Source organism: Thauera sp. K11, from assembly GCF_002354895.1.
Lineage (GTDB): Bacteria > Pseudomonadota > Gammaproteobacteria > Burkholderiales > Rhodocyclaceae > Thauera > Thauera sinica.
The window spans coordinates 2,527,650-2,543,959 of record NZ_CP023439.1 but is presented as its reverse complement, the minus strand read 5'-3'; the positions used below and the strand labels follow the sequence as shown (position 1 = coordinate 2,543,959).

Genomic DNA, 16,310 nt, shown 5'->3' with positions numbered 1-16,310 from the left:
ATGTCCCGTTACGTCATTCCCTTCAACGAACTCCGCATGACCGACGTCGACAGGGTCGGCGGCAAGAACGCTTCGCTCGGCGAGATGATCAGCCAGTTGCCGTCGAGCGTTCGCGTGCCGGGCGGTTTCGCCACCACGGCCGAAGCATACCGCGAGTTCCTCGCGCACGACGGCCTGGCCGACCGCATCAATGCGGCGCTCGATGCGTTGAACGTGGATGACGTGGAGGCACTGGCGAGGACAGGGGCGCAGATTCGCCAGTGGATCATCGACATCCCGTTCCCGGCCCAGCTCGAGGCCGGGATCAAGGCCGCCTACGAGCAGATCACCGCCGAAGGCGAAGGCAGCTTCGCGGTGCGTTCGTCGGCGACCGCGGAAGACCTGCCGGATGCCTCGTTCGCCGGCCAGCAGGAAACCTTTCTCAACATCCACGGCTACGAGAACATCCTGCACGCGATGAAGGAAGTGTTCGCGTCGCTGTACAACGACCGGGCGATCGCCTACCGCGTGCACAAGAACTTCCGCCACGCCGACGTCGCGCTGTCGGCCGGCGTGCAGCGCATGGTGCGTTCCGACATGGGCGCTTCGGGCGTGATGTTCTCGATCGACACCGAGTCGGGCTTCGACCAGGTGGTGTTCATCACCGCCTCGTACGGCCTGGGCGAGACGGTGGTGCAGGGCGCGGTCAACCCGGACGAGTTCTACGTGCACAAGCCCACGCTGGCGCAGGGCAAGCCGGCGGTCATCCGCCGCAACCTCGGCTCCAAGCTGATCAAGATGGTCTTTACCGACAAGGCCGTCGCCGGCCGCTCGGTACGCACGGTGGACGTGCCGGAAGCCGATCGCAACCGCTTCTCGCTGACCGACGAGGACGTGCTCGAACTGGCCCGCTACGCGGTGATCATCGAGAAGCACTACGGTCGCCCGATGGACGTCGAGTGGGGCAAGGACGGCGCCGACGGCAAGCTGTACATCCTGCAGGCGCGCCCGGAGACGGTGAAGAGCCAGGAATCCGGCCTGGTGATGGAGAAATACCGCCTGAAGCAGTACGGCAAGGCGCTGACCCACGGGCGGGCGATCGGCCAGAAGATCGGCGCCGGCACGGTGCGCGTGGTGGGCGACGCCTCCGAGATGAACCGCGTGCAGGCCGGCGACATCCTCGTCACCGACATGACCGACCCGAACTGGGAACCCGTGATGAAGCGCGCCAGCGCCATCGTCACCAACCGCGGCGGCCGGACCTGCCACGCGGCGATCATCGCGCGCGAACTGGGCATCCCGGCGATCGTCGGCTGCGGCAACGCCACCGAGGTGCTGGAAGAGGGCGAATCGGTGACCGTGTCCTGCGCCGAGGGCGACACCGGCTACGTGTATCGCGGCAAGCTCGACTTCGAGGTCGTGACCACCGACATGGGCAACCTGCCCGAGATCCCGGTCAAGGTCATGATGAACGTCGGCAACCCGGAGCTGGCCTTCGAGTTCGCCCAGATCCCGAACGAGGGCGTGGGCCTGGCCCGCCTCGAGTTCGTCATCAACAACATGATCGGCATCCACCCGAAGGCCATCCTCGAACTGAGCCAGGTGCCGGCCAGCCTGCGCGACGAGATCAACCGCCGCTCGCGCGGCTATGCCACGCCCAAGCAGTTCTTCATCGAGAAGCTGGTCGAGGGCGTGGCCACCATCGCCGCGGCCTTCTACCCGAAGCCCGTCATCGTGCGCATGTCCGACTTCAAGTCGAACGAGTACCGCAAGCTGCTCGGCGGCGAGATCTACGAGCCGGAAGAAGAGAACCCGATGCTTGGCTTCCGTGGCGCCTCGCGCTACATCGCGCACTCGTTCCGCGATTGCTTCGAGATGGAATGCGCGGCGATGAAGAAGGTGCGCAACGAACTGGGCCTGACCAACGTGCAGATCATGATCCCGTTCGTGCGCAACGTCGAAGAGGCCAAGGGCGTCGTCGGCCTGCTGGCCGAGCATGGCCTGAAGCGCGGCGTGAATGACCTGAAGCTGATCATGATGTGCGAGATCCCGTCCAACGCCCTCCTTGCCGACCAGTTCCTGGAGCACTTCGACGGCTACTCGATCGGCTCGAACGACCTGACCCAGCTCACGCTGGGGCTCGATCGCGATTCCGGCCTGGTGGCGCACGCCTTCGACGAGCGCGATCCGGCGGTGCAGGCGCTGCTGTCGATGAGCATCAAGGCGGCCAACCGCCTCGGCAAGTATGTCGGCATCTGCGGCCAGGGCCCGTCGGACCATCCGGATCTGGCCGAATGGCTGATGGACGAGGGCATCCAGACCATCTCGCTCAACCCGGACACGGTGGTCGACACCTGGCTCAAGCTGGCCGAGCACAGCGCGAAGTGATCGCGCGCCGGGCGCTCAGCGCACGGCATGACGGCGGGGTGAGGGCCTGCGCGGCCCGCACCCCGTTTCCTTTTGTCGGGGCGAAGACTCATCCGTGGTTCCGGGCCGTTGCATGCGGCGGTAAGATGTTGCGATTACGGTTTCATTTTTCGCATGACGCCGGCCCATGTCGCATATCGCGCGCAAGAGCAAGAAATCGAAGAACATCGTGACCCGGCCCGTACGTAGGGGCTGGCGGCCGGACCCGGCGCGCGGGCAGTCGTCGCGCATCGTGCGCCTCGAGAAACGGGCGCAACGCCAGGCGACGATGCTGTCCGTCCTGTCGCGGTTCCAGCGTGGTTTCCTGATCGGCAGCGACGGCTACGAACCATTCGAGCAGATGATCGGGCACCTGCTCGAACTGACCGACAGCGAATATGGCTTCATTGCCGACGTGTTGTACGACGAGGCAGGCCAGCCCTATCTGCGCATGCATGGCCTCAGCAACATCGGCTGGTGCGACGAGACGCGCGCCGCGTACGAGCGCCTGCGCTCCGGCCGCTTCGAGTTCCGCAATCTCGACACCTTGTTCGGCGAGGTCGTGCGTACCGCCCGGCCGGTCATCTCCAACGATCCGTCCGGCGATCCGCGCAGCGGCGGTCTGCCGCCCGGGCACCCGCTGCTGTGTTCCTTCCTCGGGCTGCCGCTGTTCCACGCCGGCCAGTCGATCGGCGTCGTCGGGCTGGCGAATGCTCCGCAGGGCTATACCGAGAATCTCGTCGGGGAACTCGAGCCGATGCTGGCGACCTGCGGCAACATGATCGTCGCGCTGCGCCTCGAGGCCGAACGCAACCAGGCGCAACTGGCCCTGCAGGAGAGCGAGCAGCATTTCCGGACGCTGGCCAACAGCGCCTCCGCGCTGATCCGGACTTCGGGCACCGGCATGTCGGGTACGTATTTCAACGAACCCTGGCTGCGTTTCACCGGCCGCACGCTCGGGCAGGAGCTGGGCGACGGCTGGATGCAGGGCGTGCATCCGGACGATGCCCGGCGCTGCGCCGGCATCTATGCGAGCGCGTTTGCGCGGCGGGAGCCGTTCCGCATGGAATACCGGCTGCGCCATGCCGATGGCGGCTATCGCTGGATCTCCGACGAGGGCAGTCCGGTCTGCGACAGCGCCGGCGCCTTCAGCGGCTACATCGGCCATTGCATCGACGTGACCGACCGCAAGCGCATCGAGATGGCGCTGGACGCCCTGGCGGCGCGTTACGCCCTGCTGTCGGGCGTCGCGTTCTACGAGGCCGTCAGCCGGCATCTCGCCGAGGCGCTGGAACTCGACATCGCCTTCGTCGGCCAGATCAGGCCCGGCGCCGAGGTCGTCGACGTGCGCGGCGGCTGGCAGGACGGCGCCGCGATGCTCCCGATCTCCTATCCGCTTGCCGGCACGCCCTGCGCCGAGGTCCTCGGCCGGCAGCCCTGCATCCATCCGCGCAACGTCGCGCAGCGCTTCAGCAGCGACAGGATGCTGGCGGAACTGGGTATCGAAGCCTATTGCGGAACGCCGCTGGTGGACAAGGAAGGCAGGTCGATCGGCCTGATCGCCGGCTTGAAGCGCACGCCGATCGGCGACGAGCAGGCGGTCCAGTCGCTGATGGACATCTTCGATGATCGCGTGAGCGCCGAACTGCAGCGCGAGCGCAGCGAGATGGCGCTGAACCGCCGCATCATGTTCGAGCGCCTGGTGTCGCAGATCGCCGCCGAGCTGATTCCCGCGAGCCCCGAAGAGCTGGACCCGCTGATCGACCGCGCGCTCAGTCTCATCGGCAGCTTTGCCGAGGCCGACCGCGCCTACGTGTTCCAGGTCTCGGACGACGGCCTGTACGTCAGCAACACACATGAATGGTGCGCGCCCGGCATCCAGTCGCAGAAGGACAGCCTGCAGGGGATTCCCTTCGACGACCAGATGCTTTTCTGCCGCACCATCCGGCGCCTCGAGGTCGTCGACTTCCCGAGCGTCGCCGGTCTGCCGGCCGAGGCCGTGCTCGACCGCGAGCTCCTGGGTGCCCAGTCCATACAGTCGGTGCTGGCCGTCCCGATGGTGGCGGGCAAGGGCGTCATCGGCTTCATCGGCCTCGATGCGGTGCATGCGCCGCGCAACTGGTCCGACGAGGAGAAGACGCTGCTGGCCCTGACGGGCAACGCCTTCACCGGCGTGCTCGAGCGCAAGCGCGCCGACGACACCCTGCGCGCCAGCGAGGCGCGCTACCGGTCGGTGGTGGAGGGCGTCAAGGAGGTGATCTTCCAGATCGACCGGCAGCGGCGGTGGGTATTCCTCAACCGGGCCTGGCTGGACATCACCGGCCATCCGGTCGAGCGCGCGCTCGGCTGCCCGTGCTCGGACTACGTGCATCCGGAGGACCGCGCCCAGCATCTCGAGATGTTCGACGCCCTGCACCGGCGCGAGGCCGATTCGCTGACCCAGGCGGTGCGCTACCAGCGGATCGGCGGCAGTTTCCGCTGGGTCGAGGTCAATGCGCGCGCCGTGACCGATGCGGCCGGCGCGGTGATCGGTTTCTCCGGCACGCTCAACGACATCACCATCCAGAAGGAGCACGAGGCGCAGCTCGAATACATCGCCCACTACGACGCGCTGACCGGCCTGCCCAACCGCGTGCTGCTGCAGGACCGCCTTCAGCGCAGCATGGCCCAGTCGCGCCGCCGCGGGACGCGGCTCGCCGTCGCCTACATCGACCTCGACGGCTTCAAGGCCGTCAACGACAGGCACGGCCACCAGGCCGGCGACCAGTTGCTGACCACCGTCGCGGCGCGCATGAAGGCGGTGCTGCGCGAGGGCGACAGCATCTCGCGGCTGGGCGGGGACGAGTTCGTCGCGGTGCTGATCGACCTCGAGGATACGGATTCCTGCCTGCTGCTCGTCCAGCGGCTGCTGTCCGCCGTGGCCCAGAGCGTGCGGGTCGCGGGGCACGACCTCAACGTGTCGGCCAGCATCGGCCTGACGCTGTATCCGCAGGGCGAGGAAGTCGATGCCGACCAGTTGCTGCGCCAGGCGGATCTGGCGATGTACGAGGCCAAGCTGGCCGGCAAGAACCGCCACCACATCTTCGATACCGCGCATGACCGCAGCCAGCGCAGCCGGCACGAGAGCCTGGGCCGTATCCGGCAGGCGCTCGACCAGGGCGAGTTCGCGCTGTTCTACCAGCCGAAGGTGAACATGCGGACGGGAGTGCTCGTCGGTGCCGAGGCGCTCATCCGCTGGAACCATCCGCAGCAGGGCCTGCTCGAGCCCGCCGCCTTCCTGCCCACGGTGGCCGATCATCCGCTCGCGGTGGACCTGGGGAACTGGGTGATCGGCCAGGCGCTGGCGCAGATCGTACGGTGGAAGGCGCAGGGCATCGACGTGCCGGTGAGCGTGAACATCAGCGCGCGCCATCTGCATTCGCCCGACTTCATGCTGATGCTGCAATCGGCCCTGGCCGCCCATCCCCACCTGTCGCCCGGCAGCCTGGAACTGGAAGTGCTCGAAACGAGCGCGCTGGAGAGCATGACCCAGGTGACGCGGATCGTGGAGGCTTGTGCGGCGATCGGCGTGTCCTTTGCGCTGGACGACTTCGGCACGGGTTATTCGTCGCTCGCGTATCTCAAGCGGCTGCCCGCCGCGCGCCTGAAGATCGATCAACTGTTCGTGCGCAACATGCTGGACGATCCCGAGGACCTCGCCATCCTGGAGGCGGTCCTGGGTCTGGCGCGGGCGTTCCGGCGCGAGGTCACCGCCGAGGGCGTCGAATCCGAGGCGCACGGCCGGCTGCTGCTGCAGTTGGGGTGCGACGTGGCGCAAGGCTTCGGCATCGCGCTGCCGATGCCCGCCACGGAACTCGTCAGATGGGCGTTCTCATGGTCGCCGCCGGCCTCGTGGCGGCGGCAGCGGGTGCTCGCGCGCGAGGACATGGCGCTGCTGTACAGCGAGGTGGAGCACCGTGCCCTGCTGAGGCAGCTCGTCACGGCCGTTGCCTCCGGCATGCCGTTCGACGGTGCGGGAGCACCCCATGACTGCAGCCTGCACCGATGGTTCGACGCGGCCGGCGACGGCGCGCGCGCCGACACGGCCGTCGGCCTGCTGCGGCAGCACCACGCGCGCTTCCACGAAGGTGTGGACGCGGTCAGGCGCTGTAGCGGCCCGGCGGAACCGGACGCGGCCGCGCTGCTGGACGAACTGCGGAGCAGGCTGGACGATCTGCTGCTTCATTCCCAGCTCATGCGGGAGCGTGGCTGAGCAGGGTCGGCGTACCGGGCGGAAGGGGGTGAGGAACGGCAGCAAGGAAAAGCCCGGCGCAGGGCCGGGCTTCGGGCGCGGCAGCCGCAAGGGCTGCCGCGGGTGCCGCACGGGTCGGCGTCAGGCGGGTACGGCGTCAGGCGATCGCGACCGGGATCTTGCCGATGCGGGCCTGCCACTCCTTCGGGCCGGTGTCGTGCACGCTGGTGCCGCTGGAATCGACCGCGACCGTCACCGGCATGTCCCGCACGGTGAATTCGTAGATCGCCTCCATGCCGAGGTCGGCAAAGCCGACGACCTTTGCTTCCTTGATCGCCTTCGACACCAGGTAGGCCGCGCCGCCGACCGCCATCAGGTAGGCCGACCTGTTGTCCCTGATCGCCTCGATGGCGACCGGGCCGCGCTCGGACTTGCCGATCATCGAGATGAGGCCGGTCTGCTCCAGCATCATGCGGGTGAACTTGTCCATGCGCGTCGCGGTGGTGGGGCCGGCCGGGCCGACCACCTCGTCGCGTACCGGGTCGACCGGGCCGACGTAGTAGATCACGCGGTTCGTGAAATCGACCGGCAGCTTCTCGCCCTTGGCCAGCATGTCCTGGATGCGCTTGTGCGCGGCGTCGCGGCCGGTGAGCATCTTGCCGTTGAGCAGCAGGGTCTGGCCCGGTTTCCAGGAGGCGACTTCCTCCTTGGTCAGCGTGTCGAGATCGACGCGGGTAGCGACGTTGGTGTCCGGCTTCCAGGTGACCTGCGGCCAGTCTTCCAGCTTCGGCGTGTCGAGCCTGGCCGGGCCGGAACCATCGAGGTGGAAGTGAACGTGGCGGGTGGCGGCACAGTTCGGGATCATCGCCACCGGCAGCGACGCGGCATGCGTCGGATAGTCCATGATCTTCACGTCGAGCACCGTGGTGAGGCCGCCCAGACCCTGCGCGCCGATGCCGAGCGCGTTGACCTTTTCCATCAGCTCGAGGCGCAGCGCCTCCACCCGGGTCAGCGCCGCGCCGGACGCCGCCTTGTCGCGCAGCTCGTGGATGTCCACCGGCGCCATCAGCGCTTCCTTGGCCAGCAGCATGGCCTTTTCCGGCGTGCCGCCGATGCCGATGCCGAGGATGCCCGGCGGACACCAGCCCGCGCCCATCGTCGGCACCGTCTTCAACACCCAGTCCACGATCGAGTCGGACGGGTTGAGCATGACCATCTTGGACTTGTTCTCCGAGCCGCCGCCCTTGGCCGCACAGATCACCTCGACGTGGTCGCCCGGCACGATCTCGTAATGCACGACGGCGGGGGTGTTGTCCTTGCTGTTGGCGCGCTTGCCGGCGGGGTCGAGCAGCACCGAGGCGCGCAGCTTGTTGTCGGGGTGGTTGTACGCGCGGCGCACGCCTTCATTGACCATTTCCTGAACGCTCATCTTCGCGTCCCACTGCACGTCCATGCCCACCTTGAGGAACACGACCGCGATCCCCGTGTCCTGACAGATGGGCCGGTGGCCTTCGGCCGACATGCGCGAGTTGGTCAGGATCTGGGCGATGGCGTCCTTCGCTGCCGGGCTTTCCTCGCGCTCCCAGGCTTCGCCCAGTGCCTTGATGTAGTCGAGCGGATGGTAGTAGCTGATGTACTGGAAGGCATCCGCCACGGACTGGATGAGGTCTTCTTCGCAAATGATGGTCATGGCGCTTGGTCTCCGAATGACGTGGGGGCAGAATGCCGGAAGAGCCCAAAATTCTAGCACCGGCAACGGTGCAGGTCCTGCGGCTCTTTGTGTAAGTCCTGTGTAAGATAAATATTTTCAAATGGGAGCAACAGAAACAGCAGGCTCGGGCAATCGATAACGGAGCACTGGATTTTCAAAGGCCGGATTCAACCGGCCGACCCGCGAGGGTCGCCTTCGACCATTCGATCAGTTGAGGAGAGGTGAGCATGTCCAACGAGCAAGTCCGTTTTTACAACCCCTCGGAAGAAGTGGTGAAGAATGCCGCGGTTTCGGGCATGGATGGTTATCGCGCGCTGTGCAAGGAAGCCGAGGACGACTACGAAGGCTACTGGGGGCGCCGTGCCAAGGAATTGCTGGACTGGAAGGTGCCGTTCACCGAGGTGCTGGATGAAAGCAACGCGCCGTTCTTCAAGTGGTTTGCCGACGGCAAGCTGAACGTCTCCTACAATTGCCTCGACCGCAACGTCGCCAACGGCCTGGGCGACAAGGTCGCGCTGATCTTCGAGGCCGACAACGGCGAAGTCACCAGGGTCACGTACAAGGATCTGCTGGGCCGCGTCTGCCGGTTCGCCAATGCGCTGCGCGGCATGGGCGTCAAGAAGGGCGACCGCGTCGTCATCTACCTGCCGATGTCGATCGAGGGCGTGGTGGCCATGCAGGCATGCGCCCGCATCGGCGCGACCCACTCCATCGTGTTCGGCGGCTTCTCCGCGCACGCCCTGCGCGACCGCATCGAAGATGCCGGCGCCGTCGCGGTGATCACCTCCGACGGCCAGTTCCGCGGCGGCAAGGCCCTGCCGCTGAAGCCGATCGCCGACGAGGCGCTGTCGCTGGGCGGCTGCGACACGGTCAGGAACGTGATCGTCGTCAAGCGCACGGGCGGCGAATGCAATATCGTCGCCGGGCGCGATAGCTGGTTCCACGACGTCGTCGCCGGCCAGTCCGACGACTGCGAGCCGGAGTGGGTCGAGGCCGAGCACCCGCTGTTCATCCTCTACACCTCGGGTTCGACCGGCAAGCCGAAGGGCGTGCAGCACTCGTCCGCCGGCTACCTGCTGCAGGCTGTGCTGTCGATGAAGTACACCTTCGACATCAGGCCGGACGACATCTTCTGGTGCACCGCCGACATCGGCTGGGTCACCGGCCACACCTACATCACCTACGGCCCGCTCGCCAGCGGCTCGACCGAGATCGTCTTCGAAGGCGTGCCCACCTATCCGGACGCCGGCCGCTTCTGGAAGATGATCCAGGACCACAAGGTCACCATCTTCTACACCGCGCCGACCGCGATCCGCTCGCTGATCAAGGCGGCCGACAACAATCCCGCGGTCCATCCGACCAAGTACGACCTCTCCAGCCTGCGCCTGCTCGGCTCGGTGGGCGAACCGATCAACCCGGCGGCCTGGGAGTGGTACCACGAGAACGTCGGCGGCGGACGCTGCCCCATCGTGGACACCTTCTGGCAGACCGAGACCGGCGCGCACATGATCACGCCGATGCCGGGCGCCACGCCGCTGGTGCCGGGCTCCTGCACGCTGCCTTTCCCGGGCATCCAGGCCGCGGTGGTCGACGAGACCGGTACCGAAGTGCCGTGGGGCCAGGGCGGCATCCTGGTGGTGAAGAAGCCGTGGCCGGCGATGATCCGCACGATCTGGGGTGATCCGGACCGTTTCGTGAAGTCCTACTACCCGGCCGATTTCCAGGGCAGGCTCTATCTGGCCGGCGACGGCGCGATCCGTGACAAGGACACCGGCTACTTCACCATCACCGGCCGTATCGACGATGTGCTGAACGTCTCCGGCCACCGCATGGGCACGATGGAGATCGAGTCCGCCCTGGTGGCCCACGAGAAGGTGGCCGAGGCGGCGGTGGTGGGCCGGCCGGACGACCTGACCGGCGAGGCGATCGTGGCCTTCGTGGTGCTGAAGGGCCCGCGTCCGACCGGCGACGCGGCCACGGCCATGGTCAAGGAACTGCAGAACTGGGTGGGCCAGGAGATCGGGCCGATCGCCAAGCCGAAAGACATCCGCTTCGGCGAGAACCTGCCCAAGACGCGTTCCGGCAAGATCATGCGTCGCCTGCTGCGCCAGTTGGCCAAGGGCGAGGAGATCCTGCAGGACACCTCGACGCTGGAGAACCCGGCCATCCTCGAGCAGCTCAAGGGCTGATCGGCAGAGGCGGACGTGCCCATGGCGCGTCCGCCGGCATTCGGTTTGACAGGAGGAAGCCCGGCCCAAGAGCCGGGCGAAGTGGGGGAGACTGGACGCGCGCAAGCGACGTCCGCCGAATACGGGACGCCCGACCTGCCCTCAAGAGCAGGCGGGCGTTACCGCTATACTCGAAGAACCGCCGTCATCATGAGAGGGGCATGATGCGCAAGGGTCTCGCCGGGCAGCGCCTGGTTGCCGTGTTCATCGCCGGCCTGCTGCTGCTGAACTATCCGCTGCTTTCGCTGTTCGATCGGCCGGAACGGCCTTTCGGCATTCCGCTGCTGCATTTCTACCTGTTCGCCGTCTGGCTCGGCCTGGTGATCGCCATCGCCTGGATCGTCGAGAGGGGCTCGCGTTGACCGGCGAGGCCATGCTGCCGAGCTGGATGATCGTCGGCGCATCCTTCGCCTACCTGCTGGTGCTGTTCGCCGTGGCCTACTACGGCGATCGCAGGGCGGACCAGGGCCGTTCCATCATCGCCAACCCGTGGACCTACACGCTGTCGCTGGGCGTGTACTGCACGGCGTGGACCTATTTCGGCAGCGTCGGCCGTGCCGCTTCGGGCGGCATCGGCTTCCTGCCCGTCTATCTCGGGCCGACGCTGGGCCTGGCGCTGGCCTGGCTCGTCGTGCTGAAGATGATCCGCATCGCGCGAAGCCATCGGATCACGTCGATCGCCGACTTCATCGCCTCGCGCTACGGCAAGAGCCATCTGCTGGGCGGCTTGGTCACGGTGATCGCGGTGGTCGGCACGGTGCCCTACATCGCGCTGCAACTGAAGGCGATCGCCAGCGGCTACACGCTGCTCGTGGGCGATCGCGATCCGGTCTTCCACCTGACCAGCCTGCTCGGCTGGTGGGGCGACAGCACGCTCTACATCGCACTCACGCTGGCGGCGTTCACCATCCTGTTCGGCACGCGGCACCTGGACACGACCGAGCGCCACGAGGGCATGGTGGCGGCGATCGCGTTCGAGTCGGTGGTGAAGCTGCTGGCCTTCCTGGCGGTCGGCATCTACGTGACCTACGTGCTGTACGACGGGTTCGGCGATCTCTACACGCGGGCAGCGGCGCATCCCGACCTGGCCGGCCTGCTGGGGTTCGACGGCATGCGGCGCACCGGCTACGGCGGCTGGTTCGCCCACGTGCTGCTGGCGATGCTGTCGGTGATCTTCCTGCCGCGGCAGTTCCAGATCGCGGTGGTGGAGAACGTCAATGAATCGCACCTGAGGCGCGCGACCTGGGCCTTTCCGGCCTACCTGCTGGCGATCAATCTCTTTGTGATCCCGATCGCGCTGGGCGGGCTGCTGCATTTCGGACGCGGCACGGTGGACCCGGACACCTTCGTGCTGACCCTGCCGCTGGCGCACGGCGACGCCGCGCTGGCACTGCTGGTGTTCGTCGGCGGCCTGTCGGCGGCGACGGGCATGGTCATCGTCGAGGTCATCGCCCTGTCGACCATGGTCTGCAACGACCTGGTGATGCCGATGCTGCTGCGCAGCCGGCGGCTCGCGCTCGGCGCGCGCCAGGATCTGACCGGTCTGCTGCTGGGCATCCGGCGCGGGGCGATCATCGCCGTGCTGCTGCTGGGCTACACGTATTTCCGGCTGGCGGGCGAAGCTTACGCGCTGGTCAGCATCGGCCTCATCAGCTTCGCCGCGGTGGCGCAGTTCGCCCCGGCGATGCTGGGCGGCATGTACTGGCGCGGCGGTACCCGGGAGGGGGCGCTCGCCGGCTTGCTCGCCGGTTTCGTGGTCTGGGTCTACACCTTGCTGCTGCCCTCGTTCGCCAAGTCGGGCTGGCTCGATCCCGCCTTCCTGGAACAGGGATTCCTGGGCGCTGCGTGGCTCAAGCCGGAGCAACTGTTCGGGCTCGCCGGCCTCGACAACATCAGCCATGCGCTGTTCTGGAGCCTGCTGGCGAACATCGGCAGCTATGTCGGCGTCTCGCTGCTGCGCACGCCTTCGGGGGCCGAGGCGAGCCAGGGCATGCTGTTCGTCGATGTATACCGGCGCGGCGACGGGCTGCCGACGAGCTTCTGGCGCGGCAGCGCCGAGGTCCGCGACCTGGTGCCGCTGGTGGCGCGCTTCCTGGGCCAGCGCCGCAGCGAAGAGGCTTTTGCCGCCTACGCCCTTTCCCGCGGCGTGGCCGACGCGGCGCACCTGAAGGCGGATGCGGAACTGGTGCATTTCGCCGAGTCGCTGCTGGCCGGCGCGATCGGCAGCGCCTCGGCGCGGGTGATGGTGTCTACCGTCGTGCAGGAAGAGGTGCTGGGGCTGGGCGAGGTGATGGACATCCTCGACGAGGCTTCGCAGGTGCGCGCCTATTCGCGCAAGCTCGAGGAGAAGTCGCGCGCGCTGGAGGCGGCGACGGCCGAGCTGCGGGCCGCCAACGAACGCCTGCAGGAACTCGATCGCCTCAAGGACGACTTCATGTCCTCGGTCACGCACGAATTGCGCACGCCCCTGACCTCGATCCGGGCATTCTCGGAGATGCTGCTCGACGACCCGGACATCGACGTGGCCGACCGCCAGCGCTTTCTCGGCATCATCGTGTCGGAGACCGAGCGGCTGACGCGGCTGGTGAATCAGGTGCTGGACATGGCGAAGATCGAATCTGGCCACGCCGAGTGGCACACCGCCGACATCGACATGCGCGAACTCGTGCAGCACGCGGTCGTGGCGACCGGCCAGGTCTTCCGCGACCGCGGCGCCCAGGTCGAACTGGATCTGCCGGACGCCGTGCCGGTCGTGCTGGGCGACCACGACCGCCTGCTGCAGGTGATGCTCAACCTGCTGTCGAACGCCGCCAAGTTCGTGCCGGCCGGCGAAGGACGCGTCCGCGCGACCTTGACCTGCGGGGGCGGGGAGATCCGGGTGGATGTGGAAGACAACGGCCCCGGCATTCCGCCTGCGATGGAGGGGGTGATCTTCCAGAAGTTCCGGCAGGGCGGCGACGAGCGCTCGCGCCCCCAGGGTACCGGCCTGGGGCTGCCGATCAGCAGGCAGATCGTCGAGCACCACGGCGGGCGACTGTGGCTGTCGGCGAATTCGGCGGCGGGAGCGACCTTCTCCTTCACGCTGCCGCTGCCTGCGGCTCGTGCCGCCGATGAACTAGAATAACGCCGAGGGGAGGAATGCATGAAAAAGAAGATCCTGATCGCCGACGACGAACAGAACATCGTCATCTCGCTGGAATTCCTGATGAAGCGCGAGGGGTACGAGGTGACGATCGCGAACGACGGCGACGAGGCGGTCCGTCGCATCCGCGAGGACCGCCCCGATCTGGTGCTGCTCGACGTGATGATGCCGAAGAAGAGCGGCTTCGACGTGTGCCAGGAAGTGAGGGCCGATCCCGCGCTGGCCTCGGTATGCATCCTGATGCTGACCGCGAAGGGCCGCGATACCGAGGTGACCAAGGGGTTGGCGCTGGGCGCCGATGCCTACATGACCAAGCCCTTCTCGACGAAGGAGCTGGTGGAGAAGGTCCGCAGCCTGCTGGAGTCCTGAACGGTGTCCGCCCGCACGCGCTTCATGCTGGCAGTGGTGGTGCTCGGCCTGCTGATGACGGGCCCCTTCCTGCTCACTGCGCTGCTGGTGTGGGTCGAGACGCCGGGCGGAATGCGCGGCCGGCTCGTCGATCTCATCGCGCCCCATATCTCGCTCGGCACGCTGCTCACGGTCGCCGGCTTCGCCGCCGGCGTGGGCGTGATCCGGATGCTGTTCCGGCAATACGTGCAGGGGCTGCTGCGCATGTCCGAGAACCTGCGGCTGATGCTGGGGGCGAACCGCGGCTTTCGCGTCGAGCCCGACGGGCCGCCGGAAGTGCGCGCGCTGGCGAAGACGGTGAATGAACTGGCGGAGCAGCGCGATGCGCTGCTGACGGACGTGGAAGCCCAGATCGCGCGCGCCAAGGAATCGGTGGAGCAGGAGAAGAACCGGCTTGCGGCGCTGATGTCGGAACTCACCCAGAGCGTGGTGGTGTGCAACCTCGACGGCCGCGTCCTGCTCTACAACAGCCGCGCGCGGCAGCAGTTCCGCGCCCTGTCGGAGGCGCCCGCGGTCGGCGGCAGCGAAATGCTCGGCCTGGGCCGTTCGATCTACGGCGTCTTCGATCGCAGCCTGGTGGCGCATGCGCTCGAAACCATACAGCAGCGCCTGCGGCGGGGCGCGGCCCAGGCGCAGGCGAATTTCGTCACGACCACCCGCGCCGGGCAGTTGCTGCGGGTGCAGATGGCGCCGGTGCTGGCGTCGCCCGCCGAGGAGGCAGAGGGTGGCGACACCGCGCCCGCCGCCGGCGACGGCGGGCAGGACGAGGCCGGCAACGAAGGCGGTGCGCCGGTGCAGCGCACCGTCACCGGCTTCATCCTGATGCTGGACAACATCACCCGCCATTTCGAGACCGAATCGCGCCGCGACCAGATGCTGCACGACCTCACCGAGGGCAACCGCGCGGCGCTCGCCAACGTGCGCGCGGCGGCCGAGATGCTGGAATATCCGGACCTGCAGGACGAGCTGCGCGAGCGCTTCAGCGGCGTGATCCGCGACGAGGTGCAGGCGATGAGCCGGCGGCTCAATGACATCGCCACCGAGTTCGCCGATTCGCTGAAGGCGCGCTGGCCGCTCGAGGAAATGCTCGGCGTGGACCTGGTCACGGCGGTGCAGCGGCGCATCGCGAGCCGGCTGCAGCTTCCGATCAAGCTCGAGGAGGTCGACGAGTCGGTGTGGGTGAAGGTGGACAGCTTCTCGCTGATGCAGGCGCTCACCTACCTCGCCAGCCGGCTGTCGGACGAATTCGAGGTGCGCGAACTGCGGCTGCGCCTGACCGGCGCGGGGCGGCGTGCGCATTTCGACCTCATCTGGTCCGGACAGGCGATGAGCACCGAGACGGTCATGAGCTGGGAACTCGAGCCGATGAGGCTGGAGGGCGAGAGCACGCCGCTCACCGTGCGCGACGTGGTCGAGCGCCACGACGGCGAGATGTGGCTGGAACGCGAGAAGGTGAGGCACCGGGCCTTCTTCCGCATCCTGCTGCCGGCGGCGACGCCGCAGGCCGAGGTGGAGCCGGACGTCTTCCTGCGCGGCGAGAGCAGGCCCGAGTACTACGACTTCGACCTCTTCAAGTGGTCCGAGAAATCCCACGCGCTGGACGACCGCAAGCTCTCCGAACTCGTCTATACGGTCTTCGATACCGAGACGACCGGACTCAATCCCTCGCAGGGCGACGAGATCATCCAGATCGGCGCCACGCGCATCCTCAACGGCAAGCTGCTGCGCAGCGAATCGTTCGAGCAACTGGTCGACCCCGGCCGTCCGCTGGCGCCCGAGTCGGCCGGCATCCATGGCATCACCGAACCGATGCTGCGCGGACAGCCGACGATCGCCCAGGTGCTGCCGGCCTTCCACGCCTTTGCCGCCGAAACGGTGCTGGTGGCGCACAACGCCGCGTTCGACATGCGCTTCCTGCAGCTCAAGGAGGCCGCCACCGGGGTCCGTTTCGACCAGCCGGTGCTCGACACGCTGCTGCTGTCGGCCGTCATCCATCCCAGCCAGGAATCGCACCGGCTGGAAGCGATCGCCGAACGCCTCGGCCTCACCATCATCGGCCGCCATACCGCGCTGGGCGATGCGATCGTGACCGCGGAAGTGTTCCTCAAGCTGCTGCCGCTGCTGGCCGAGAAGGGCATCCTCACCCTGCGCGATGCGCGCGAGGCGGCGGAGAAGACCTATTACGCACGGGTGAAATACTGATGC

Annotated in this window: 8 protein-coding genes; 7 read left to right on the top strand and 1 reads right to left on the bottom strand. The window is 67.3% G+C overall.

The annotated features are described in order from the left end of the window. Both ppsA and CCZ27_RS11060 read left to right on the top strand, forming a co-directional pair. On the top strand, nucleotides 1-2,367 hold the full coding sequence (gene ppsA, locus CCZ27_RS11065; protein ID WP_096448166.1) for a phosphoenolpyruvate synthase: 2,367 nt from the start codon (nucleotides 1-3) through the stop codon (nucleotides 2,365-2,367). Between the two features lie 166 nt (nucleotides 2,368-2,533). Continuing rightward, the gene (locus CCZ27_RS11060) at nucleotides 2,534-6,637 is read left to right on the top strand and encodes an EAL domain-containing protein (RefSeq protein ID WP_232516629.1); all 4,104 of its coding nucleotides are present in this window, start codon (nucleotides 2,534-2,536) and stop codon (nucleotides 6,635-6,637) included. Nucleotides 6,638-6,773: 136 nt separating this feature from the next. On the opposite strand, the gene CCZ27_RS11055 is transcribed toward CCZ27_RS11060, so the two are convergent. Then, entirely contained in the window at nucleotides 6,774-8,306 is a 1,533-nt protein-coding gene (locus CCZ27_RS11055; protein ID WP_096448164.1) for a fumarate hydratase, read from the bottom strand. Nucleotides 8,307-8,554: 248 nt separating this feature from the next. Between CCZ27_RS11055 and acs the strand changes: the two genes are divergently transcribed. The 5 genes from acs (at nucleotide 8,555) to CCZ27_RS11030 (ending at nucleotide 16,307) form a co-directional block, all read left to right on the top strand. Beyond that, a complete protein-coding gene (gene acs / locus CCZ27_RS11050) occupies nucleotides 8,555-10,516 on the top strand; it encodes an acetate--CoA ligase (RefSeq protein WP_096448162.1) in 1,962 nt (653 codons plus the stop codon). A gap of 203 nt (nucleotides 10,517-10,719) precedes the next feature. Continuing rightward, on the top strand, nucleotides 10,720-10,917 hold the full coding sequence (locus tag CCZ27_RS11045) for a hypothetical protein (protein WP_198363353.1): 198 nt from the start codon (nucleotides 10,720-10,722) through the stop codon (nucleotides 10,915-10,917). Between the two features lie 11 nt (nucleotides 10,918-10,928). Further along, entirely contained in the window at nucleotides 10,929-13,679 is a 2,751-nt protein-coding gene (locus CCZ27_RS11040; protein WP_096452429.1) for a sensor histidine kinase, read from the top strand. Between the two features lie 18 nt (nucleotides 13,680-13,697). Then, nucleotides 13,698-14,066, top strand: a complete 369-nt coding sequence (locus CCZ27_RS11035) for a response regulator transcription factor (RefSeq protein ID WP_096448158.1) — start codon at nucleotides 13,698-13,700, stop codon at nucleotides 14,064-14,066. 3 nt (nucleotides 14,067-14,069) lie between these two features. Continuing rightward, a complete protein-coding gene (locus tag CCZ27_RS11030; RefSeq protein ID WP_096448156.1) occupies nucleotides 14,070-16,307 on the top strand; it encodes a 3'-5' exonuclease in 2,238 nt (745 codons plus the stop codon). The last annotated feature ends 3 nt before the right edge of the window (nucleotides 16,308-16,310 follow it).